This is a genomic window from Mariniflexile litorale (assembly GCF_031128465.2).
GTDB lineage: Bacteria > Bacteroidota > Bacteroidia > Flavobacteriales > Flavobacteriaceae > Mariniflexile > Mariniflexile litorale.
The window spans coordinates 384,261-408,856 of record NZ_CP155618.1 but is presented as its reverse complement, the minus strand read 5'-3'; the positions used below and the strand labels follow the sequence as shown (position 1 = coordinate 408,856).

The window sequence follows — 24,596 nt, the reverse complement described above, 5'->3', positions numbered from 1 at the left end:
CAAAAGAGTGAGTTGATTTAAGAATTAAGATAACTAATCCTTTTTAATATTTAATATAGCATTTAAAGCAGGTTTGGCATTTTTATTTCTATCGTATAATAAGGGATAGTTGGTTCTGTTAGCTATAGGATAATCATTTTTCCAAGACATACCATCGTGTAATCCCCAAAAAGTTACTCGGTCTATTTTATCACGCTTTCTATAAAAAATTTCAAATAATTCAGCATATCTATTTGCTAATTGTTGTTGCATCTCTTCAGGTAAACCATCTTGATAAGGATCTAAAAATGTTTTAAATTCTTCTAAATCATATTGAGGATGTAACAAACCTGTTCCAATAATTTGTCCTTCTTTAGTTAGAGGTAATACGTCAATATCTAATTCAGTAATCATTACTTTTACTCCAAGTGATGCAAAAGAATCTATGGCTGCTTCAATGTATTCTGTTTTAGGATAATTAAGGCCCCAATGCCCTTGAATACCAATCCCATCAATTCGAACACCTTCTTTTTGAAGCATTCTTACCATTCGCATAATACCATCTCTTTTTGTAGGTCTCCAAGCATTAAAATCATTGTAATATAACTCGGTGTTTGGAGCATACATATTAGTAAACTTAAAAGCATTTTTCACCAAAGTATCCCCATTACCAACTCCATTTACCCAAGTTGTAGGTCGGTAAGAACCATCATTATCTATCACTTCATTTACAACATCCCAAGCATTTACTTTACCAGCATATCTACCAGCTACTGTTTCTATATGGCTTCGCAGGCGTTCGATTTGTGCTTCTTTAGTATTTGGGTTATGGTCTTTATCTTGAAAAAACCAAGCGGGTGTTTGGTTATGCCAAACTAAAGTATGACCAACAATAAACATATTATTTTTTTGTCCGAATTCCACAAAATCATCTGCAGGCTTAAAATTGTAGACGCCAGGTTCAGGGTTTATTCGTTCCGCTTTCATTACATTTTCGGGAGTAATGGCATTAAATTGTTTTAGTATAATGTTTTGCGATGAAGTATCTTTTCCAGAAACTATATCTTCATTAAGTGCGTTTCCAATTAAGAATGCATCTTTAAAATATTCTTTTAAAGTTGATATCGATTGTAGCTCAGGTTCTGAATTTTGTTTTTTGCAATTAAAAAAAACAATAAAAGATAATAAAAGTAACGTTTTGAATTTCATTCGATTATAAATTTAAATTTTTCGAAAGATAATAATTTTATAAGCTTCTCCAATATTCTCAATACCCAAAATAACGTTATTTGAAACATTTAGAGTTTTAAAAATCTTGTAAACAGACAATCATTTTAGACAATAAAAACACATACCGTTTTTAAGTGTCTTATAGGTGTTTTCGCAATTGGAGTAGAAAACAATGTCCAAAAATAAAACCCACTAGTTTACATAATGCCACCTAATTGGTCTCGATTTAACACATTTCAACAGATTTGGTTTGTACTTGAGATATATTCAAGATCCAGAAGATTGTTCAAAACTATTTTACTAAGTTTAAGAATCAATAAACCTAAAATAAACAAAAACAATTTAATAATAAAAGTTAGTTTCTTTTAATTAGTTTTGACCAGAGAGATGAAAAATAATGATACATATAAATTAACATTAAAAGAATATAAAGTTCTTTTCAATAAGTTATATTCTTTATTATGTGTGTTTTCAAATAAATATATTGAGGATTTAGAAGTATCTAAAGATATTGTTCAGGATGTATTTATAAAAATATGGGAAGATAAGATTGAGTTTAAAAACGAAAGCAACATTAAATCATATCTTTATACATCCGTAAAAAATAAATCACTTGATTATCTTAAGAGTAAGAATTACAAGTCAACCGAGCGTTTCTCTATGAAAGAAATGGCAGAAATTGAAACAGAATCATTTTTTTTACGTGAAGTGGTTATTACAGAAGCTTCCGGTATTATTGAAAATGCCATTAATTCCCTACCCAATAAATGTGCTCAAATTATAAGGCTAAGTATTAGAGAATTTACAAATCCTGAAATAGCAGAAGAGCTAAATTTGTCTATCAATACTATAAAGACTCAAAAGAAAATAGCTTATAAAAAACTTAGACCACTACTAAAAGACTACTTTATTTTAATAGCTTTTGTCTTTGATATTCAGTAAATTAAAAAAAAAACTATATTTTTTTATCAAATTTTTAACCCTACTAAGCTTTTTTGTCGTCTTATAGTTAAATAAGCATACATTTAGGATAAATCAACATATATTTTATGCCCAGATTTAATAAAATAATAGAGCTATCAAAAGAAATAGCAGCGTCTTTATTGAAAAACGAAAAATCTAAAATTATAGAGCATTCAGAAATTTTTAATGAATCAGATAAAGAATATATTTTAAAGAATCTTACAGATGAATCTTTAATTAATGAACGACTAAATTTAAAAAGTCAAATTAATGAGCAAGCTGATTTAGATAAAATTAAGAGTAAGATTATAATACCGGTAAAAAAGACGTATTGGAGGTATGCGGCTGCGGCTGCTGTTGTGGGGATATTGGCAACAAGCTATTTTTTTAAAGATGATTTGCCTACTAATTCAGAAAAAGAAAAAGTGGTTAAACTTAATAATCTTATAGAAAAAGGAACCGATAAAGCTATTTTAACATTGGATGATGGATCCAATATTACTTTAGAAAAAGGTAACACATTTCAAACGAATACTATAAATAGTAACGGTACAAAATTGGTTTATAATTCGTCCAAAAAAACATCTTCAGAAATAAAATATAATTATCTGACAATCCCAAGAGGTGGTCAGTTTTATTTAAAATTATCAGATGGTACTCAAGTATGGTTAAATTCTGAATCACAACTAAAGTATCCTGTAGCATTTATTGATGGGGGCAATAGAGAAGTGGAACTAGTTTATGGTGAAGCCTATTTTAATGTGTCTCCTAGCTCTAAGCACAAGGGGGCTAAATTCAAAGTATTAAATAAGAATCAAGAAGTGGAGGTTATAGGTACCGAATTTAATATAAAAGCGTATAAAGATGAAACAAATACCTATACAACTCTTGTAGAAGGTAAAGTAGCCTTGAATTATGACGGTAAGAAACAAAATTTATTACCTAGTCAACAATCTAATTTAAATACAAACACGAATGACTTAGCATTAGAAATGGTAGATGTTTATAACGTCGTTTCTTGGAAGGATGGTGTTTTTAGTTTTGAAAACAAATCACTAAAGGAAATAATGAAAGTTTTGTCAAGATGGTATGATATGGAGGTTGTTTTTGAAAATAAAGCTATTGAGAATATAGAATTTAATGGCATTTTAGATAAAAATCAAGATATAAAAGAAATATTGTCAATTATTAAAAATTTTAAAGCAATTAATAAATATGTGATAGAGAAGAAAACTGTAATATTAAAATAAAAAAAGGGAGAAGTAAAAACATTTGGCGGTGTATCTAACTTCTTCCCTTCTAAGATAGTATTAATTAAATGTCTAACTAACACCAAACAAATTTATGAAAAATAAATCAACTATTGTCCTCTCTCTTTTTAGAAGACAGCTATTATTAGCAATTATGAAAACACTCATTTTTTTATTATGCACAACTGTTTTTAGTTTAAGTGCAGGGAATTCTTTTTCTCAAGAAAAAGTAGTGATAGAAAGTAATAAATCAATGTCTGTAAATCAGGTTTTTAAAATTATTAAACATCAAACTAATTATCGCTTTATTTATCCTAAAGATTTATTTAAAGATAGTCCAGAGGTTTATGTGAAAAAGGGAGAAATACTAGCGTCTAAACTATTAGAACAAGTACTATCATCTAAGGATCTTAACTTTGAACTTACTGAAAATAATACGATTGTAATTAAAGAAAAGCCTTCACAAATAGATGATACCAAAAAACAAGGTTTTCAAATAAATGGAACCGTTTTCGATGCGAATAACCAACCGCTTCCAGGAGCTAATATTATCGAGAAAGGTACTAATAATGGAACGCAAACTGATTTTAATGGAGATTTCGCCTTAAAAGTTTCAAATGCAAATGCCACACTTGTTTTTTCATATTTAGGCTTTGTTACTCAAGAAACAGCAATAAATAGCAGAACCACAATAACGGTAAATTTATTAGAAGATGCGGCTTCATTAGATGAAGTTATTGTTGTTGGTTATGGAACCATGAGAAAAAGTGATTTAACAGGTGCCATAACTCAAATTAAAGGAGACGTTTTTAATACGGTATCCAGTTCAAATCCAATTGAGGCATTACAAGGGAAAGCCTCCGGAGTATCGGTTATAAATAACGATGCTTCTCCTGGTGCTACACCTACTATAAGGATCCGAGGTAGTGGCTCTATAAGTGCAGGTAATGAACCATTAATTGTTGTTGATGGCTTTCCATTGATAAATAATAACTTAAACGATATTAATTCAAACGATATCGAATCTATGGAAATATTAAAAGATGCTTCTTCGGCTGCAATTTATGGTTCTAGAGGTGCAAATGGGGTTATATTAATTACAACTAAAAAAGGAAAATCTGGGCAAAATAATTTAGAAGTATTAGGCTCCACAGGATTTGCTACCCCTGCGCGTTTACCAAAAATGCTTGGAAGAACAGATTTTATAAATTTCATTAACGATGCTTACACGTATTCAAATGGCAATCCCGTATATTCTGCATCAAATCCAGCACCTAATTATAATGTTAATTGGCAAGATGAGATTATTCAAAATGTTGAACAAACACAGAATTATTCAGTAGCTTTTAGTGGGGGAAACGACAAAACAACTTACATGTTGTCTGGTAATATTTTTTCTCAAGGAGGAATGGTAGAAGCATCTGGTTTTAAAAAATTAACGGTGCGTGCTAATTTAAATCATGAGTATAAACCATGGTTAACAGTAGGGACACATTTACAAACAGGCAGGTCTCAACGAGATGTTCGTAATGATCCAACTGGAGATATTTTTCGCTATGGATGGCCAACAATTCCAGTTAAAAATGATGATGGTAGTTGGCATTACGCAACCGAAGATCCTAATATAAGCTCTTATTTCGAAGGCCCATGGAATCCTGTTTCAAATGCTTTAGAAGTAACAGATGAGTTAAAGTCCGATAGGGTATTGGGTGATATATATGCGATTTTTACCCCTGTGAAAAATGTAACTTTTAAAACAAATTTTGGAGTTGATATATCTAACGAAAAACAATATGTGTATAATACATCAGAATCTGTTTCTGGAATAAACTCTGGTAGTACAGGAAATGGTGGGCAAACTTATATGAGAAAGACGAGTCAATTAACAGACAACATTTTAACTTACAGTAATACTTGGAATGATAAACATCGTTTAACAGCAACAGGTGTTTATTCATGGCAAGATTATATATATGAAGATTTAAAAGTAAGTGGGTCTGGTTTTCAGAATGATGCCACTGGAGCAAATGATATTTCATACGCTTCAAGAGAAAGCCTAAGTGCAGAATCAGATAAATATTCAAATAAATTAATTTCTTGGACAGCAAGAGCTTCGTACTCGTATGCAGATAAATATTTACTTACTGCCACAGGTAGATATGATGGGTCTTCTCGTTTTGGAGAAAATAATAAATGGGGATTTTTTCCTTCTATAGGTTTTGGGTGGACCATTGACAAAGAGCCTTTTATGCAGAATAACGATATAATTAGTGCTCTAAAATTAAGAACCAGTTATGGTGTTACAGGTAATCAAGAGATAGGTAATTATAAATCTTTATCTTCTTTAAGCACAGCGTATTATGTGTATGATGGCGTGCCTATTTTAGGATTTGTAGAAACCATTGGAAACCCAGATTTAAAATGGGAGCGTAATATTCAGTACAATGTTGGATTAGATGTTAGTCTATGGAACCGATTAGATTTGAATTTAGATTATTATACGCGTAGAACATCAGATTTACTATATAATGTGCCCATTCCAACTTCCTCGGGGTATTCAAGCATGTTACAAAATATAGGAGAAGTAAAAAATGTTGGTCTTGAATTAACGGCTCATGTAAGAATCCTAGATTCAGATTTTAAATGGGATGTAACAGCAAATATTTCAAAAAACAAAAATGAAATTGTTGAATTATATGGTGATGTTGATAGGATTAACTTAGGATCATCATCAGCAGGTCTTGCTAGTTATTTGGTTGTTGGAGAGCCTGTTAATAGTGTGTGGGCTAGAGAATCGGCTGGAATTATTAGAACTCAAGACCAATTAACGGCTTATCAAGAAATACGATCTTCTGCTAAATTGGGAGAAGAAATGTATGTTGATCATACACCAGATAAAACAATAAATAGTGATGATTATATTAATATTGGTGCTACGACTCCAGACCTTTTTTATGGTATTTCAACAAGCGTATCTTATAAAAAATTATCACTCGATATTTACGGACAAGGTGCTAATGGAATAGCTTCTGCTAATGGATTACCTGATAATGCGGAAAGTTATTTGATTTTTGGTGAAAGTCAAATTCAAAATAGAAATTATATGCCAACGCAATATGCATATGATCGCATGTGGAGCCCAACCAATACGTCAGGAACTTTTCCACGTGCTGGTGCTCAAGAAGTTTATTTGTCTGATCGAACCAATGGAGATTGGAACTATTTTATTGTAAAAAACATTAAATTAGGATATGATTTTTCATCAATTATAACCCATGTAGACTGGATTAAAGAACTAAATATTTATGTTAATGCTCAAAATTATATAAATACTGCCAATCACAGAGGTTACAACCCTGAAAACGGAAATTCGAATTTCCCTTATTCTAAAGCAATAATTCTAGGCTTTAGTGCTAAATTTTAACCCTAAAAGAAAAGAAAATGAAACTAATAAAATATATAATTTTAAGCTGCACTGTACTACTGTTTGTTCAATGCAGTGATTTATCAGAAGAGCCATATACGTTTTTATCTCCAAATAACTATTATAATACAGGAGATGAACTTTCAACTGCTTTAACGGGTGTTTATGATGGTTATCAAAGAGGTTTTAACGGATATTATAAATACATCATGTATTTAGAAGTTAGAACAGAATTTGGTTCTCCAGCATATGCAAAAGATGATGTACACTTATGGAATATATGGTCTGATGTTAATAATGCTGATAAAATGGTTATTACTAATTGGGACGATGCTTATAATATTATAAACAGAGCTAATTTAGTAATTGGAAGAGGTGAGAAAGTAAGTATGGCCGAAACACTTAAAACCAGATATTTTGCTGAAGCTAGATTTCTTAGAGCAGCCACATACTATAACTTAGTACGAATGTTTGGTGGTGTACCAATTCCTGAATCGTTTACAGAAGGTCTTGAAGGTCTTAATCTTCCTAGAAAAACCGTTGATGAAACCTATGCTTATCTTATTGAAGATTTAGAATATGCAGAAGCAAATCTGCCTAAGAAATCTGAATATGGTCAAAATGATATTTGGAGAGCATCTAAAGGAGCAGCTCAAGCTTTACTCGGAGATGTATATTTAACTAGAGGTAGTATGACAGGTGATAGGGCTTATTTTCAAAAAGCAAAAGATTATTGCTTTGAAGTAATAAAATCTGTTGAGTATGATTTAGAACCTGATTTTAAAGATTTATGGTTTTGGTGGAACACTAATAACAAAAATGGGATGGAGTCTGTTTTTGAACTTCAATATGGTGCTGTTGATGATGAGTACAATAACAATCATGTTATGTTTGGTGTTAATATCACAGAATATACCTTAGGCTGTTACATGTATCGTCGTTTTGGACCTTCAATTCAACATTATCTATCTTATAGTGATACTGATACTCGTAAAGAAGGCAGCTTTTTAACAAGCTATAATGTAACAGAAAAAGGTAATCCTAGTAATATTCTAGAAACTTCAGAATTTGTACCAGAAGACAAAGGTTTTTATCCAGGTTCTAAAGGTTGGAAAACAGCATCTCCTGGTAATCTTAAATTTTATGACCGTACACCAGAGTCTGCAGCATTAAAAAAACCGCAAGCAAACTCTTATGTTATTCGTTATGCAGATGTTTTACTTGATTATGCAGAAGCTGAAAATGAGTTAAATGGACCAGCAGCAGCATATTTTTATGTAAATAAGGTTCGTAATAGAGCAGATCTTCTGGATTTGCCATCGGGCTTAAGTCCAGAAGAATTTTCAGATGCTATATATAGAGAAAGAGGTTGGGAATTTGTTGGAGAAGGTCTTTTATACTATGATGGTTTAAGAACAGACCGAATTGGTGAAAATGTGAAAAACCATGTGGAATGGGGAAATCAACAAGGGATTTACATGTATGTAGATGCACCTTTGGAATTTGTTCCATCAAAAAACTTCTTATTTAAAATACCACAATACGATTATGATTCAAATCCAGAATTAGTACAGAATCCTAATAATGTTTCCAATTAAGATAAGAAATATATTCAAAAGCACTAGTATTTGAGCTAACACTTCCTAAGATATTAAAAATAGTTAGTTTATTATTTAGTTTTTTTATTTACAAAACCTGTGTAATTGTATTTAGATATACAAGTATATGGGTTTTGTTTTTTTACTTTTAAAAAGAAGGACTCAATTATAACCTTTCAAGTTATATAAAGGGAGCTGTTTTTAAATGGATTTGCACATAATGGATGTAAAATAACAAAATAGGGTTGAGGTAATGATGGTTCCTCTAGCTATTTTTGAAATCACATGGTTATTGATATAATTAGTTAATGGCTTTTAAATGTTTTAAAATAAATAAAAAATGAAGTATTATAATAGCTTTAAGGAACTTAAGGAAATTGTTCATACAGAGCTTTTTACAGCGTTGGTAGGGGATGTTATGGATAAAATGGGGTATTTGCATCAGTTTTTACCCGCTGGCATAAAACCAGTAGATTCAAAATCCATAGTTTTTGGTAAAGCAATGCCGGTAGTTGAAGCAGATGTCTTTGGCGAACAGTTAGAAAAATCGCATAATAGTTATATCAATAAGCCTTTTGGTATCATGTTCGAAGCGCTAGATAGCTTAGAGGAAGATGAAGTATACATTTGTACAGGATCTTCTTTACGCTATGCACTTTGGGGTGGTTTAATGAGTACACGAGCCATGAAATTAAAGGCTTCTGGAGCAGTTGTAGATGGTTATTCAAGAGATACCAATGAAGTTTTAAAATTAGGTTTTCCTGTATTCAGTATGGGGACTTATGCGCAAGATCAAGGCCCTCGGGGAAAGGTGATTGATTATAGAGTGCCTATAGAGATTGGTAATGTTAGAATCAATCCAGGAGATATTATTTATGGTGATTTAGACGGGGTTGTTATTGTTCCGCAAGACATTCAAGATGAAGTTTTTGAAAAGGCTTTAGAAAAAGCTAGAGGAGAAAAATTAGTTTTAAAAGCACTTCAAGAAGGTATGAGTACAGTAGAAGCGTTTGAGAAATTTGGTATCATGTAAAAATAAAATAAAATGAAAGCATTTAGTTTAGAAGGAAAAAAAGCGGTCATTACAGGCGGTGGAAGTGGTATCGGACTTGGTATTGCCAAAACATTTATAGAAGCAGGGGCTCAAGTTTTGTTAATTGGTAGAAGTGAAAATAAATTGATGGAAGCTAAAAAATCATTAGGGGATAATTGTAGTTATAAATCATTTGATGTTACCGATTTAGATAAAATTCCAAGTTTAGTTCTAGAAACAGAAACTAATTGGGGGCATATAGACATATTAATAAATTGTGCAGGAACGCATTTGAAAAAAAATGCCATTGATACTACGGATAGTGAATTTTTAGGAGTCTTAAATGTGCACTTAATGAGTGTTTTTGCACTTACTAGAGAGTTTGCAAAAAGCATGATTAAAAGGAAGCAAGGTTCTATTATTCTTATTAGTTCAATGACTGCGGTTATGGGAATGAAACAAGTTGTTGCCTATTCTACAGCTAAAACGGCTATTGTAGGTTTAATGAGAAGTATGGTTTCTGAACTTGCAGTTGATAATGTTAGAATTAACACGATAGCTCCAGGATGGATAGAATCACCCATGCTTCATAAGGCTATTGATCATGATTTGCCAAGGAAAACTAAAATTTTAGGCAGAATACCATCAGGTAACTTTGGAGAACCAGAAGATATTGGTTACGCTGCACTTTATTTAGCATCTGATGCTGGTAAATATATTAATGGAGTTTTTCTTCCTGTTGACGGAGGAGCTGCAGGAGGTTTTTAATAATTAGCCAAACAATAAAAAAAATGCCAACTAACACCACCACCACCACCACATTTACTAATCCAAACGCTAAAGATTCCAAAATAAGATGGACTATAGTGGCTTTGCTTTTTTTTGCAACGACTATTAATTATATAGACAGGCAAGTAATAGGTCTATTAAAACCCTTTATAGAGAAAGATTTACATTGGACTGAAGCCGATTATGGTTACATCGTTACAGCCTTTCAAATTGCCTATGCTATTGGACTTTTAATTAGCGGAAGGATGTTGGATAAGTTAGGATCTCGATTAGGATACACCGTGGCAATTATCATATGGAGTATAGGAGCCGTTTTGCATGCTTTTGTGCATTCTGTTATGGGGTTCGGGATTGTAAGGTCTATTTTAGGGATTGGTGAAGCAGCTAATTTTCCTGCAGCGGTAAAAACGGTGGCAGAATGGTTTCCTAAAAAAGACAGAGCATTGGCTACAGGTATATTTAATTCGGGGGCGACCGTTGGTGCCATTCTTGCTCCAATAATTGTTGGAGGTATAACTCTTGTATTAAATTGGAAATGGGCTTTTATAATCACAGGGCTGTTAGGTTTTATTTGGATTGTTTTTTGGGTTTTAATTTACAGAGTTCCTGAAAAACATAAACGAGTATCAGCTAAAGAGTTGGAATATATTTTATCAGATAATGATACTGTAGTAGAAACAACAGATTCCAAAGGAATCACTTGGGGGGCTTTATTTAAGTACAGACAAACCTATGCTATTTGTTTCTCACGTTTTTTTACAGATTGGGTTTGGTGGTTTTTTCTTTTTTGGGCACCCGATTTTTTAAACAAAACTCAGAATATAGATCTTAAACACTCTATTGTACCGCTCATTATCATTTATTCAATGGCAAGCATTGGTGGCGTTTTTGGAGGTGCATTATCTTCTAGACTTATAAAAATTGGTAAAACCATTGATTTTGCTAGAAAAACAGCCATCTTAGTTTGTGCGATGCTCGTATTACCTTTAACTTTTGCAACACAGTTTGATAACCTTTGGATTGTTGTTATTATTATTGGTTTTGCGACGGCGGCACATCAAGGGTGGGCATCTAATATTTTCACTATTGTGTCTGATATTTATCCTAAAAAAGCAGTAGCCACTATGGTAGGGCTTTCTGGGTTTGCGGGAGCTATAGGTGGGGCTTTGGCGGCATCGTTTGTAGGACTAGTTTTAGATATCAGCGGTAGTTATACCCTTATTTTTATTATTGCAAGCACTATGTATTTATTAGCTTGGTTAATATTAAAAATAATGATTCCTCAAATAAAACCTATTGATCAATAAAAATGGAAAAATTTGTTCAATTGCATGTCAATGATAATATTGTAATTGCTTTAAAGAGTTTTGAGGCAGATACAATTATTAACGTAAATGGAGAAGAGGTTAAATTAATAGAGACTATAGATTTTGGTCATAAAATAGCGATAAAGTCCATTGCAACAAAGGACAAAATATTAAAATATGGTCTTTCAATAGGAAGCGCCACACAAGATATAGTTCCAGGCGAACATGTGCATAGCCATAATTTGGAAACCGATTATTTAATTAATCAATAAAGTTTAAATCCATAAAATGAAGGGGTATTTAAGAAAAGACGGAAGAAAAGGGATTCGCAATATTATTATTGTAGCTTATTTGGTTGAATGTGCCCATCATGTGGCTCGCCAAATTGTTTCAGAATTTTCAGGTCAAGAAGTTCACTTAATAGGTTTTAGTGGTTGCGCACCCAATGATTACGCTCATAAAATGATGCAAAATCTTTGTACACACCCGAATGTTGGAGCGGTTTTGTTGGTGTCTTTAGGTTGTGAAAATTTTAATAGACATGGATTGTCCAAGCATATTTCAGAAAGTGGTAGACCCGTTGAAAAATTAGTGATACAAGAGTGTGGAGGCACGCTTACATCAGTACAAAAAGGAAAAGAGATTATAAGTAACTTTTTTTCAGAACTGAATGAAGTAGAAAAAGTAGATTTTAAACTTACCGATCTCATGGTTGGAACCATTTGTGGAGGTTCTGATGCCACTAGTGGATTTACAGCAAACCCTTCCATTGGGAAAGCTTTTGATAAATTGGTTGCTGAAGGTGCTATTTGTATGTTTGAAGAGCCTGGTGAGCTCATGGGGTGCGAGCATTTAATGGCAGAAAGAGCAGCGAATGAAGAAGTGGGTAAAGAGTTAGTAGCTTGTATCAAAAAAGCTGATAATTATTATAAAAAGATGGGGCACGATAGTTTTTCGGCTGGTAATGCTGTTGGCGGATTAACAACTATTGAAGAAAAATCGTTAGGCTCCTATTCAAAAAGTGGTAGTTTGCCTATAAAGGCTTTAATTCGTCCAGGAGAAATACCTACAGAATCTGGTTTGTATTTTATGGATGTAGTTCCCGATGGTGATGCTCTATGGGGTTTTCCAAATATTAACGACAATACTGAAATTGTAGAAATGATTGCCAGTGGCTGCCATATTATTCTCTTTTCAACAGGGCGTGGTTCTGTTGTAGGTTCAGCCATATCTCCAGTCATTAAAGTTTGTGGAAATCCTAAAACTTTTGAAAACCTTTCGGGTGATATGGATATTAATTCAGGAAAGATAATTACAGAAGGTGCTTCATTAGAAGAACTTGGAGATGAAATTTACATACTTATTAAAGAAGTAATTGCAGGTAAAAAAACAAAATCTGAAATGTTAGGTCATCAAGAGTTTAGTCTAGGCTATAAATATTTTGAGTATGGCAAGAAAAATTGCGATATGTAATTCTTTATTTCCTTAATTATATATTTTCGTTCCGCCATTTAATAGGAGGGATGCCTTCAATTGACGAAAACCACCTACTTATATGGCTTGCATCATCAAAACCAAGACTAAAAGCAATTTCTTTAACTGATAAATTTTGATTTCTTAGTAGGGTTTTAAATTTTTTAAGTTTTTGTAATTGTATTTCATCGTAGATGGTGTTTTTGGTTACGGTTTTAAATCTAGTGTATAAACTTCTTCGGCTTATATTAGTTACTTCAACCACATTTGTTACGGTTAAATTTAAATGCGTATTATTTCTGATATAATGGAGTGCTTTTATAACTTCTGTATCATTACAAGCTATAATATCTGTGGAGGTGCGTTCAACCACATCAAGAGGTTCAGTCGGAATAATATAATCTTCAATAAATTCATCATTCATCATCCTATCTAAAATTTTACAGGCATTAAATGCAGCTTTTCTATGATTTCGAGCAATGCTAGAAAGTTTAGGATGCGTCATATTACATAGTAATTCATCATTGTCAATCCCTAAAATAGCAATTTCATAGGGTATTTTTAAATGACTAAGGGAGCAGGCGTTAATTAGCATTTGTCCAAAATCATCATTACAACATAAAATACCTATCGGTTTAGGTAAAGATTTTAACCAAGCTATTATACCTTCAAAATCATGTCTTAATCCTTTTTTGGATGTGTTTTCAGCTAAATAATGAGAAACTTCAATACCATTTAATTGAGCATGATTTTTAAAACTTGCATATCTACCATCAGACCATGCTAAATCTTTTACCCCAAAAAAAGCAAGTCTTTTAAAACCAAGAGATAAAAAATAATCGACAGCTACTTTCCCATCTGATTCATAATTCCCTTTTAGATAAGGAGACTCTTCAATATGATCCAAGCTATTAGCTCGTATAAATGGAACTCCAAGTTTGGTAATCATAGACATGTTATCTATGTTTTCAAGAATACAGCCGTCTGGTTTCATAAGTTTTATTAACTTACTTATATCATTTTTCTGTGAAGTTTTAAGGTAATATGCTGGTTCAAAAACAATTTCCCAATTAGAGAATTGGTTATTATACTCATGAATTCCTTTTAGTAAGTCACGACCGTAACCACGACCTGATTCAAGTTGAACAAAAACCTTTTTCATCTAGATTTTTTATTAAAGGTGTCTATCATTTCAAAATTTTATAAGGTGAAATCAAAAAGCATAACATCATTTATATTTGCATGAAATGGCTATAAAACTACGAAAATAGGCTCGTTAAATTTGTGTTATTAACTTATTTTCGTTTAAAATCATTAAACATATTATACACAGCGCATGGATACCAAACATTCAACTATTTTTCATGAGGACTTTTTACTTCGTTCGGAAATTGCAAAAGCTTTATATCATAATTATGCGAAAGATCTTCCTATAATAGATTATCACAATCATTTACCTCCTGAAAATATAGCTAAAAACCATCAATTTGAAAATTGTTCTCAAGTTTGGTTGGCTGGAGATCATTATAAATGGCGTGCGATGCGAACTTTGGGTATTGATGAAAAATATATAACAGGGAATGCATCCGATAGAGAAAAATTCCAGAAATGGGGAGAAGCTGTACCATACACCTTGCGTAACCCACTATATCATTGGAGTCATTTAGAGTTAAAACGCTATTATGGCATTGATGAATTACTCACGGGGGAGAATGCCAATACTATATATGATGAAACGATGCGTCAATTACAACAAAAATCTCATAGTACGAGAGGTTTGTTGGAAATGCAAAATGTTGAAGTGGTTTGTACTACAGAAGACCCTTTAGATGATTTAAGACATCATAAAAATTTACGTAGTCAAGATGTGTCCTTGGTTATGTCTACAGCCTTTCGTCCAGATAAGGCTTTTGCTGTTGAAGATGCGCCATCATTTCTTCAGTATTTAGAACAATTAGAACAAGTATCGGCGGTTTCTATTTCAAATTTTGATGATTTATTGGAAGCACTAGATAAAAGAATCGATTATTTTCATGAAAATGGTTGTCGTCTTTCTGATCATGGCTTGGAGTTGTTACCTTATTTTAAAACAGGAGCGTTTGACATCATTGTAATCTTCAATAAGATTAAAAATCATAAGGTGCTTTCTCAAGATGAAATTAATTATTTTAAATGTGAAACTTTAAAACATCTTTGTAAAGAATATCATAAAAGGGGCTGGGTACAACAATTTCATTTGGGCGCATTACGAAGTGTGAATTCTAGAATGTTACAACTAAGAGGGCGTGATTCTGGTTGGGATTCTATTGGAGATTTTCCTCAAGCACGATCTTTAGGACAGTTTCTAAATTATTTAGATAGCACCGATCAATTAACCAAAACAATTCTTTACAATTTAAATCCTGCTGATAACGAGTTAATAGCAACTATGATTGGTAATTTTAACGACGGAAGCATTAGAGGTAAAATACAGTTTGGAGCTGGTTGGTGGTTTTTAGACCAGAAAGATGGTATGGAAAAACAAATGAATGCACTATCGAATATGGGATTATTAAGTTGTTTTGTGGGTATGTTAACAGATTCTAGAAGCTTTATGTCTTTTCCAAGACACGAATATTTTAGGCGCATATTGTGTAATCTAATAGGGAATGATGTGACAAATGGGGAATTACCTGCCGATGAAAAGTGGTTAGGTAAGATTATCAGCGATATCAGTTATTATAATGCTAAAAACTATTTTAATGGGTTTAAATATTAGAAAGATTATATGATGAATTCTAAAATAAGGTTTTGTGTGTCCGTAAATTAACTTTAACTTCTAGAGTGTAAAATTATTGAAGCATTTGAAACTGAAAGGTAGCACCTTAAATCTTGGAACTAATGCCTCCCTTTTTTTGAAAAGTCATAATTGATTATGACTTTCTTTATAAGTTTTAGGAGAAACACCCATATATTTTTTAAATAATCTAGAAAAATATAAAGCGTCGTTAATGCCTAATTTTATGCTGATTTCTTTTATATTTAAATCGGTGTAGTTTAAGTATTCACAAGCTTTTTGAATTTTTTTTAGATTAAAGAAATGAATTAATGAGTAACCAGTTCGTTTTTTGAAAATTGTATGAATGTAAGATGTGGATAGATTAAATTCTTCAGCAATATCTTCAGATTTATATGATTTGTCAATATTGTAATTTAAAAAATCAATAATACTTCCAACTAAGTTGTCATTTTTATGAATATTTATGGATGTTTCAATAGCATTATAAATAAATGAACTTAAAAAAGTTAAACTTAAAATATTAGCATATTCAAGTTGAGTATCTATATAGTTACTATTAAAAATCTCAAAAATTTGATTAAATAATTTAATACGATCATTATTAAAAGGGATAATTTTGTTATAACTTAATTTGTGTCTTTCATATAAAGCGTTCGCAATTATTCCATCAAAATGCATCCAATAAATACTCCAAGGATCTTCTTTGTGAGATTTATAGCTGTGAGCTGTGTGCTTAGGGATAATGATATATTCATTTGGAGATATAGTAGTATTTAGATCATTAATTTTTACTTTTCCACGTCCTTCTACACAATAAATGAATATATAATCGTCATGATTTTTTTTTCGTTTTATAAAATGATAACTAGCTTTTGGGAAATAACCTAAATCGGATATAAAAAAATGACTAGTAATTAGATTGTTTTTAACTCTTGTTTTTGCTTCGCTAGGTAGTACTATCATTTTTTGACCTATAAAACCATCCTTAAAAGTTGAATTGTCCATATTTATTGATAAATAATCTATTTTTTTATTGTGTTATTTGTAATTAATTAGCGTCATATTTAATAAAAACAAATAATTTATGTTTTATAAATCATTTATTAAGTAAAATGAAGTGTAAATGTAAAGTAAAAATAGTAAGTCTTATTAATTTAATTTTTTTATAAAATCAATCAAAATAATCTATATAAAACTAAATTATAAATGAAACCAACTAAATTTAATATTCCATATTTATTGTCATTAGCGTTTGTGTCTGCCATGGGTGGTTTGTTATTTGGTTACGACTGGGTAGTTATTGGAGGCGCAAAACCCTTTTACGAACTAAATTTTGGCATTACAAATTCACCTGCACTACAAGGTTGGGCTATGAGTAGTGCGCTTATAGGTTGTGTTTTGGGGGCTGTTATTTCTGGCGTTATTGCTGATAGATTAGGTAGAAAGAAATCTTTAATTATTGCGTCTATTTTATTTACTGTATCTGCATTGGGGACAGGTTGGGTAGATAACTTTACACCGTTTATTTGGTACCGATTAATTGGCGGATTAGGGATCGGTTTAGCGTCTACATTATCACCTATGTATATTGCAGAAATTGCTCCGGCTAAATTTAGAGGTCGGTTTGTAGCTATTAATCAACTTACTATTGTAGTTGGTATTTTGGCGGCTCAAATTGCAAATTGGTTAATAGCAGAACCCATTCTTGATAGTGCAACCCCAACTGATATTTTGAATTCTTGGAACGGACAAACAGGTTGGCGTATCATGTTTTGGGCAGAATTAATTCCAGCTGGATTGTTTTTTATATTCATGTTTTTGGTGCCTGAAAGCCCACGATTTTTAGTTAAGGTTAATAAAGATGAAAAAGCGAGTCGTGTTTTAAATAAAATAGGAGGAACAGACTATGCATTACAAGAATTAGCTAATATAAAAGCATCATTTAATGAAACTGTTAAAGAGAAGTTTTCTGTTTCAGATCTGCGTAGCCCTAAAGTATTTCCTGTTTTAATAATTGGGATTGTATTAGCTATATTTCAGCAGTGGTGTGGTATTAATATCATTTTTAATTATGCGCAAGAAATTTTTACATCAGCAGGGTATAGTGTTGGCGATATGTTATTCAATATTGTTATTACGGGTAGTGTTAATCTAATCTTCACGTTTGTTGCGATGCGAACAGTTGATAGTTGGGGGCGTAGAAAATTAATGCTTTTTGGTTCTATCGGTCTTGCAGTTGTATATGCTATTTTAGGAGCTGCTTATTATTTTGAGTTTAAAGGCTGGCCTGTTTTAGTGTTGGTAATTACAGCTATTGCTATTTATTCGATGTCGCTTGCTCCTATTACTTGGGTGGTGCTTTCAGAAATATTTCCTAATAGATTAAGAGGTGTTGCTATGGCAATTGCTACTTTTTCACTTTGGGTAGCCTCCTTTATATTAACGTTTACATTTCCCATTTTAAATGAAGCATTAGGTTCTTATGGAACATTTTGGGTATATAGTTTTATATGTGTTTTAGGGTTTGTTTTTATCAAACAAAAACTTCCTGAAACCAAAGGAAAAAGTTTAGAAGAAATTGAAAAGGAGTTATCAAAAGAAGAAAAATAAATAATCATAATATGAAATTTATAAACATAACTATAGTACTTCTCTTTTTAGCCATAGTGTCTTGTGGGAAGCAAGAACCTAGAGAACTCGATTTATCTGGTGATTGGCAATTTAAAATCGATTCATTAAATATGGGTATTACTGAAAAATGGTATACTCAAAAATTACCTGAACATGTCAAGTTACCGGGTTCTATGACAGAGAATGGAAAGGGAAATGATATCTCTGTTAAAACAAAATGGACTGGACAAATTGTAGATAGCGCATGGTATACGATTGAAAAGTATGCTAAATATAGAGCCGATGGAAATGTAAAGATTCCCTTTTGGCTTCAGCCTGACAAACATTATGTAGGTGCCGCGTGGTATCAAAAAGAGATTGATGTTCCTGCTTCGTGGACAACTAAGAATATAGAATTAAAACTTGAGCGCCCGCATTGGGAAACACAAGTTTGGATTGATAATAAGTATATAGGCATGCAAAATAGTTTAGGTACGCCTCATAACTATGATTTAGGGAATTTGCCAGTAGGAAAGCATATTATTTCAATAAGAATAGATAATGCCATTCATGATATTAATCCTGGTATAAATGCGCATAGTATGACCGATCATACGCAAACGAACTGGAATGGCATCGTGGGAGCTATTAAATTGGAAGCTAAATCTTCAATGGCATTTAAAGATGTGAAAATTTATCCAGACGTAGCTAAAAAGAAAGTAACTATAATTGGAGCGATTAAGAATAGTATAGGTGAAAATCAAAAAATCCAATTGCGAGTAAAAGTAAAAGGTGTTGGAGAGAATCCTCAATTATTAGAAGAGGTTTTAAAGGATGTTGAAATTAATACTGAAGGCACTTTTGAATTAGGTTATCCAATGGGAGATAATCCTTTGCTTTGGGATGAATTTCACCCTAATTTGTATACGATGTCTTTGAGTTTAAAATCACCTTTAGGTGAAGATTCTGAAGAAGTTACTTTTGGTATGCGAGAGTTTAAAACCAAAGGGACTCGTTTTGTTATAAATGATAAACCGGTATTTCTTCGTGGAACTCTAGAATGTGCCATATTTCCAAAAACAGGCTATCCAGCAACAGATGTTGCCTCTTGGAGAAGAATTTTAAAGATTGTGAAGGCACATGGTTTAAATCATATGCGTTTTCATTCATGGTGTCCTCCTGAAGCTGCTTTAGAAGCTGCTGATGAATTAGGCGTTTATTTGCAGGTAGAAGCTTCTACTTGGCCTAATGGTAATTCTTCTATAGGTGATGGATACCCAGTTGATGAATGGTTGTATAAGGAAACGCAAGCTATTTTAGATGCTTACGGTAATCATCCTTCTTTTGTAATGATGACCACTGGTAATGAGCCACTTCGTAGAAATCACAAACCCTATTTAAGAAAATATGTAGATCATTTTAGAAAGATTGATAACCGCAGACTTTATACAGGTGCGGCTGATAGGCCTTATTTAGATAATTTAGATTATTATAATAATTCGTATGCGCGTATTCAAAGATGGGGAGAGGGTTTAAGAAGTATTATTAACAAGAGGCCTCAAACAGATTTTGATTATAATTATATTATAGACACCATACCAATGCCTTATGTAAGTCATGAAATTGGGCAATGGTGTGTGTATCCAAATTTTAAGGAAATTCCAAAATACACAGGTGTTTTAAAGCCAAAGAATTTTGAGGTTTTTAAAGAAACTTTAGAAGACAATCACATGGGGCAACTTTCAGATAGTTTAATGTTAGCTTCTGGTAAATTACAAGCGCTATGTTATAAATCAGATATTGAAGCGGCTTTAAGAACTAAAGGTTTTGGAGGATTTCAATTATTAGATTTACATGATTTCCCAGGGCAAGGAACAGCTTTAATAGGTGTTTTAGATGCCTTTTGGGATGAAAAAGGATATATTTCACCAGAAGAATATAGTCGATTCTGTAATGAAACAGTCCCTTTAGCACGTTTGAAGAAACGCGTGTTTTTTAATACTGAAAATTTAGAAGCTGCTATTGAAGTCGCCCATTTTGGAGAGCATGCATTAAAAAATGCTTCAACCTCATGGAAACTTACAAACGTTTCTGGACATGTAATTAAACAAGGCGATTTTGAAAAAAGAGATATCCCCCAAGATAATGGTATTCCTTTAGGGAAAATAGATGTGAATCTAAATGAAATCGAAACACCTCAAAAATTAACACTGACTGTAAATGTTGGTAATTTTTCTAATAGTTGGGATGTTTGGGTATATCCTTTCGAAAAAAAACAAATAGATAAAACCCAGTTTAAAGTAGTTAGTACTTTAGATAAAGCGACTATTTCTTATTTAGAAAATGGAGGAAAGGTTTTATTGACTTCAAAAAAAGGTAGTGTAAAACCTGAAAAAGGAGGTGAAGTAGGTATTGGTTTTTCAAGTATTTTCTGGAATACGGCATGGACTCAGGGAGAAAAGCCTCATACTTTGGGAGTTTTATGCGATCCTAGTCACCCGGCTTTAACTGAATTTCCAACAGAATATCATTCTAATTGGCAGTGGTGGGATGCTATGAGTCATTCCAATGCAATTATTCTAGATGAATTTTCACCTGATTTAAAGCCAGTGGTACGAGTCATTGACGATTGGTTTACTAACCGCAGATTGGCTTTGGTTTTTGAAGTGAAAATAGGAAAAGGGAAACTTTTAGTGTCAGGAGTCGACTTAATCTCAGGTATCGAAAATAGACCAGAAGCACAGCAATTGCTTTATAGTTTGAAAAAATATATGGTTTCTGATGCTTTTAATCCTTCGGTAGAATTAGATGTAAAATCTATTATAAACTTATATAAAAAATAAAATAGATGAGTGCAGTAAAAGCTTGGAAAGAGATTGTTGTAATTCCAACTTACGAGGTGGGAACACCAGAAAAATATCCTGTATTTTTAGATAAAAGGGTGTATCAAGCGAGTAGTGGTGCTGTATATCCGCATCCTGTTATAGAAAAGATAAGTGATGAGAAAGTAGATAAAGAATGGGAAGTTGTTTTTATTGAAAATGACTATATAAAAATCATGGTCATTCCTGCGCTAGGAGGAAGAATTCAAATGGCTTATGATAAAATTAGAGAACGTCATTTTGTGTATTATAATCATGTTATTAAACCAGCTTTAGTTGGTTTAACAGGGCCTTGGATTTCTGGAGGTATCGAGTTTAATTGGCCGCAACATCACAGACCAAGTACATATGATCCTACCGATTTTAAAATTGAAGAAAATAAAGATGGTAGCGTTACGGTTTGGGTTAGCGAAGTAGAGCGTATGTTCCGTACTAAAGGAATGGCAGGTTTCACCTTGCATCCAGATAAAGCGTATTTAGAAATTAAAGCACAGTTATATAACCGCACACCGCATCCTCAAACCTTTTTATGGTGGGCGAATCCTGCGGTTGCTGTAAACGATCACTATCAATCGGTTTTTCCGCCAGATGTGAATGCTGTTTTCGATCATGGAAAGCGAGATGTTTCTGAATTTCCTATTGCAAAAGGTGAATATTATAAGGTTGATTATGCGCCAGGAACTGATATTTCAAGATATAAAAACATTCCTGTGCCAACATCTTATATGGCAATTCAGTCGGATTATGATTTTGTTGGGGGTTACGAAAATGATTCCAAAGGCGGATTGCTTCATGTGGCAGATCATCATGTGTCACCTGGTAAAAAACAATGGACTTGGGGTAATGGTGATTTTGGGAAAGCATGGGACAGGAATTTAACTGATAGTGATGGTCCATACATAGAATTGATGTGTGGAGTGTATACCGATAATCAGCCCGATTTTTCTTGGATGCACCCTTATGAAGAAAAAACGTTTAAGCAGTATTTTATACCTTACTATAATGTAGGTGTGGTAAAAAATGCGACTAAAGAAGCGCTTTTAAATATTAAAGCTACAGATAAAGAAGTAACTGTAAAAGTTCATGTTACAGCTAAATATCCTAATAGTATTTTAAATTTATCTTCTTCTGAAAATATATTATTTGCATTAGAGCAAGATTTAGACCCTGAAAATGGTTTTGAAAAAACCATCGCTTTAGATGGTGCTTCTTACGAAGATTTAACAGCTACGGTAAAAGACGCTAACGGAAATATATTAGTGTCATGGTCGCCAAAATCGTTAAAAGAAGGCGATATACCTAATTCTGCTGTGGCAGCAAAACAACCAAAAGATATTGAAAGTGTCGAACAATTATTCTTGAGAGGTTTACACTTAGAGCAATATAGACATGCGACTTATAATGCTACAGATTATTATTTAGAAGGATTATCTCGAGATCCGCATAATGTACGTTGTAATAATGCTATGGGCTTATGGTATCTTAAAAAAGCGAAATTCGAAACCGCTTTAACGTATTTTGATAAAGCAATTGAAACTTTAACAGAACGTAATCCGAATCCATATGATGGCGAACCGTATTTTAATCGCGGGTTAGTGCTTCGGTATTTAGGGAGGACAGACGAAGCTTATGCAGCCTTTTATAAGTCATGTTGGAATGCCGCGTGGCAAGATGCAGGTTATTTTAATGTGGCTCAAATAGATTGTGCAAAAGGTGATTATGCAAGTGCTTTGGAACACGTAGGTAAATCCTTAATTAAAAACTGGCATAATCATAAAGCACGTCATTTAAAAATTATCATTTTAAAAAAACTAGAAAGAATCGAAGAAGCAAATCAATTAGTATATGACTCTTTGGCTATCGATAATTTTAACTTTGGTGTATTATATGAGAAGTATTTGTTAAGTAATGAAGAAGCAAATCTTAACGAATTAAAAAGTCTGTTAAGGAATTATGATCATAACTATATTGAATTCTCTTTAGATTATGCACAATGTGGTCAATTCAATCAAGCCATAGATTTTATTAGTCTGTTAATTGATGCAAAAGAAGACGTGTATCCTATGGTTTATTATTTCTTAGGATGGTATCATGAGCAAAACTTAAATGTTATAAATGCTAAAATAGCTTATGAGCTTGCACAAAACATGTCTAGCAATTATTGTTTTCCTAATCGATTAGAAGAAGTTATTGTGTTGCAATCTGCTATTAATCTTAATTCAAACGATGCAATTGCGCCTTATTATTTAGGAAACTTTTGGTATGCTAATAAGCAATATGTAGAAGCGAAACAAGTTTGGGAAATGGCTGTTGGTTTAGATGCTAAGAATCCTATTACCCATAGAAATTTAGCTTTGTTGTATTTTAATAGGGAGAACAAAAGAACCTTAGCAAAACAACATTTAGAAACGGCTTTTAAATTAGATCCTACAGATGCCCGTTTGTTAATGGAGTTAGATCAGCTTAATAAAAAAATGAATGTTTCTGCTGATGCGCGTTTAGGTTTATTAGAAGATCATATCAATTTAACAATATCTAGAGACGATTTGTATTTAGAGCGTGTTGCTTTGTGTAATTTTAAAGGTGATTTTGATAAGGCTTTAGATTTGGTTCAAAAAAGACAATTTCATCCTTGGGAAGGCGGGGAAGGAAAAGTGCCTTTTCAGCATATAACAGCTCAAGTTGAAGTCGCGAGGCAAGCTATAAAAGCAGGTGATTATGAAAAAGCAATTACACATTTAGAAGCTGCTCAAGTATATCCTCATAATTTAGGTGAAGGTAAATTACACGGTTCACAAGAAAATGATATTCATTATTGGTTAGGTTGTGCTTACGAAAAATTAGGAAAATTAGATAAAGCAAAAGCAAGTTGGGGATTAGCTTCCGAAGGGCTAAGCGATCCGAGTCCAGCCATTTTCTATAACGATCAACAACCCGATAAAATATTTTATCAAGGATTGGCTTTGTTGAAATTAGGTGAAACGGAAGCTGCCAATTATCGATTTAATAATTTGATACATTATGGAGAAACCCATATGAACGACGATATAAAATTAGATTATTTTGCAATCTCATTGCCAGACCTCTTAATTTGGGAAGAAGATTTAAATGACCTTAATAAGGTGCATTGTAATTATTTAATTGGATTAGGTAAATTAGGTTTAAAAGATTTAGAAGGCGCAGAAGAAGCTTTTAATAAAGTCTTAGAACAAAATTTATATCATTTAGCTGCAAGAATTCATCAAAACCTATTAAATGAATTGGTGTAATAAATATGTA

The 24,596-nt window shown here is 32.5% G+C and carries 16 protein-coding genes; 13 read left to right on the top strand and 3 right to left on the bottom strand.

Going from position 1 to position 24,596, the window contains the following annotated elements; all coding sequences use genetic code 11:
- Positions 1-33: 33 nt before the first annotated feature.
- Entirely contained in the window at positions 34-1,188 is a 1,155-nt protein-coding gene (locus tag QLS71_RS01570; protein WP_308991287.1) for an endo-1,4-beta-xylanase, read from the bottom strand.
- A gap of 408 nt (positions 1,189-1,596) precedes the next feature.
- On the opposite strand from QLS71_RS01570, the gene QLS71_RS01565 reads away from it, so the two are divergent.
- The 9 genes from QLS71_RS01565 (at position 1,597) to QLS71_RS01525 (ending at position 13,046) form a co-directional block, all read left to right on the top strand.
- Positions 1,597-2,151, top strand: a complete 555-nt coding sequence (locus QLS71_RS01565; RefSeq protein WP_308991288.1) for an RNA polymerase sigma-70 factor — start codon at positions 1,597-1,599, stop codon at positions 2,149-2,151.
- Between the two features lie 107 nt (positions 2,152-2,258).
- Positions 2,259-3,422 carry a FecR domain-containing protein gene (locus QLS71_RS01560; RefSeq protein ID WP_308991289.1) on the top strand — a complete coding sequence of 388 codons (1,164 nt, stop codon included), beginning with the start codon at positions 2,259-2,261 and terminating at the stop codon, positions 3,420-3,422.
- A 94-nt stretch (positions 3,423-3,516) separates the two neighbouring features.
- Complete coding sequence (locus tag QLS71_RS01555; protein WP_308991290.1) at positions 3,517-6,846, top strand: TonB-dependent receptor; 3,330 nt, start codon at positions 3,517-3,519, stop codon at positions 6,844-6,846.
- A 17-nt stretch (positions 6,847-6,863) separates the two neighbouring features.
- Positions 6,864-8,444: a RagB/SusD family nutrient uptake outer membrane protein gene (locus QLS71_RS01550; protein ID WP_308991291.1), complete on the top strand. Its 1,581-nt coding sequence runs from the start codon at positions 6,864-6,866 to the stop codon at positions 8,442-8,444.
- 340 nt (positions 8,445-8,784) lie between these two features.
- On the top strand, positions 8,785-9,477 hold the full coding sequence (locus tag QLS71_RS01545; RefSeq protein ID WP_308991292.1) for an RraA family protein: 693 nt from the start codon (positions 8,785-8,787) through the stop codon (positions 9,475-9,477).
- A gap of 12 nt (positions 9,478-9,489) precedes the next feature.
- The gene (locus QLS71_RS01540; protein ID WP_308991293.1) at positions 9,490-10,245 is read left to right on the top strand and encodes an SDR family oxidoreductase; all 756 of its coding nucleotides are present in this window, start codon (positions 9,490-9,492) and stop codon (positions 10,243-10,245) included.
- Between the two features lie 23 nt (positions 10,246-10,268).
- Positions 10,269-11,573: an MFS transporter gene (locus QLS71_RS01535; RefSeq protein WP_308991294.1), complete on the top strand. Its 1,305-nt coding sequence runs from the start codon at positions 10,269-10,271 to the stop codon at positions 11,571-11,573.
- A gap of 2 nt (positions 11,574-11,575) precedes the next feature.
- Entirely contained in the window at positions 11,576-11,845 is a 270-nt protein-coding gene (locus tag QLS71_RS01530) for a UxaA family hydrolase (protein WP_308991295.1), read from the top strand.
- A 16-nt stretch (positions 11,846-11,861) separates the two neighbouring features.
- Positions 11,862-13,046: a UxaA family hydrolase gene (locus QLS71_RS01525; RefSeq protein WP_308991296.1), complete on the top strand. Its 1,185-nt coding sequence runs from the start codon at positions 11,862-11,864 to the stop codon at positions 13,044-13,046.
- Between the two features lie 16 nt (positions 13,047-13,062).
- Here the strand turns inward: QLS71_RS01525 and QLS71_RS01520 are convergent, their stop codons facing one another.
- Positions 13,063-14,208, bottom strand: coding sequence for a DNA-binding transcriptional regulator (locus tag QLS71_RS01520; protein ID WP_308991297.1), 1,146 nt, complete (start codon positions 14,206-14,208; stop codon positions 13,063-13,065).
- A 174-nt stretch (positions 14,209-14,382) separates the two neighbouring features.
- Here QLS71_RS01520 and uxaC point away from each other — a divergent pair, with 174 nt between their 5' ends.
- Positions 14,383-15,804, top strand: a complete 1,422-nt coding sequence (gene uxaC, locus QLS71_RS01515; protein WP_308991298.1) for a glucuronate isomerase — start codon at positions 14,383-14,385, stop codon at positions 15,802-15,804.
- Between the two features lie 144 nt (positions 15,805-15,948).
- Here the strand turns inward: uxaC and QLS71_RS01510 are convergent, their stop codons facing one another.
- Positions 15,949-16,830, bottom strand: a complete 882-nt coding sequence (locus QLS71_RS01510; protein ID WP_308991299.1) for an AraC family transcriptional regulator — start codon at positions 16,828-16,830, stop codon at positions 15,949-15,951.
- 201 nt (positions 16,831-17,031) lie between these two features.
- Here QLS71_RS01510 and QLS71_RS01505 point away from each other — a divergent pair, with 201 nt between their 5' ends.
- The 3 genes from QLS71_RS01505 to QLS71_RS01495 are packed head-to-tail and all read left to right on the top strand — an operon-like array spanning position 17,032 to position 24,586.
- Entirely contained in the window at positions 17,032-18,435 is a 1,404-nt protein-coding gene (locus QLS71_RS01505) for a sugar porter family MFS transporter (protein WP_308991300.1), read from the top strand.
- An 11-nt stretch (positions 18,436-18,446) separates the two neighbouring features.
- Positions 18,447-21,278, top strand: a complete 2,832-nt coding sequence (locus QLS71_RS01500; protein WP_308991301.1) for a sugar-binding domain-containing protein — start codon at positions 18,447-18,449, stop codon at positions 21,276-21,278.
- A gap of 5 nt (positions 21,279-21,283) precedes the next feature.
- Complete coding sequence (locus tag QLS71_RS01495) at positions 21,284-24,586, top strand: DUF5107 domain-containing protein (RefSeq protein ID WP_308991302.1); 3,303 nt, start codon at positions 21,284-21,286, stop codon at positions 24,584-24,586.
- Positions 24,587-24,596: the final 10 nt, after the last annotated feature.

Bases quoted from the DNA above. Each gene is read 5' to 3' on its own strand.
- QLS71_RS01570 (WP_308991287.1), bottom strand. From the start codon at position 1,188: ATGAAATTCAAAACGTTACTTTTATTATCTTTTATTGTTTTTTTTAAT.
- QLS71_RS01565 (WP_308991288.1), top strand. From the start codon at position 1,597: ATGAAAAATAATGATACATATAAATTAACATTAAAAGAATATAAAGTT.
- QLS71_RS01560 (WP_308991289.1), top strand. From the start codon at position 2,259: ATGCCCAGATTTAATAAAATAATAGAGCTATCAAAAGAAATAGCAGCG.
- QLS71_RS01555 (WP_308991290.1), top strand. From the start codon at position 3,517: ATGAAAAATAAATCAACTATTGTCCTCTCTCTTTTTAGAAGACAGCTA.
- QLS71_RS01550 (WP_308991291.1), top strand. From the start codon at position 6,864: ATGAAACTAATAAAATATATAATTTTAAGCTGCACTGTACTACTGTTT.
- QLS71_RS01545 (WP_308991292.1), top strand. From the start codon at position 8,785: ATGAAGTATTATAATAGCTTTAAGGAACTTAAGGAAATTGTTCATACA.
- QLS71_RS01540 (WP_308991293.1), top strand. From the start codon at position 9,490: ATGAAAGCATTTAGTTTAGAAGGAAAAAAAGCGGTCATTACAGGCGGT.
- QLS71_RS01535 (WP_308991294.1), top strand. From the start codon at position 10,269: ATGCCAACTAACACCACCACCACCACCACATTTACTAATCCAAACGCT.
- QLS71_RS01530 (WP_308991295.1), top strand. From the start codon at position 11,576: ATGGAAAAATTTGTTCAATTGCATGTCAATGATAATATTGTAATTGCT.
- QLS71_RS01525 (WP_308991296.1), top strand. From the start codon at position 11,862: ATGAAGGGGTATTTAAGAAAAGACGGAAGAAAAGGGATTCGCAATATT.
- QLS71_RS01520 (WP_308991297.1), bottom strand. From the start codon at position 14,208: ATGAAAAAGGTTTTTGTTCAACTTGAATCAGGTCGTGGTTACGGTCGT.
- uxaC (WP_308991298.1), top strand. From the start codon at position 14,383: ATGGATACCAAACATTCAACTATTTTTCATGAGGACTTTTTACTTCGT.
- QLS71_RS01510 (WP_308991299.1), bottom strand. From the start codon at position 16,830: ATGGACAATTCAACTTTTAAGGATGGTTTTATAGGTCAAAAAATGATA.
- QLS71_RS01505 (WP_308991300.1), top strand. From the start codon at position 17,032: ATGAAACCAACTAAATTTAATATTCCATATTTATTGTCATTAGCGTTT.
- QLS71_RS01500 (WP_308991301.1), top strand. From the start codon at position 18,447: ATGAAATTTATAAACATAACTATAGTACTTCTCTTTTTAGCCATAGTG.
- QLS71_RS01495 (WP_308991302.1), top strand. From the start codon at position 21,284: ATGAGTGCAGTAAAAGCTTGGAAAGAGATTGTTGTAATTCCAACTTAC.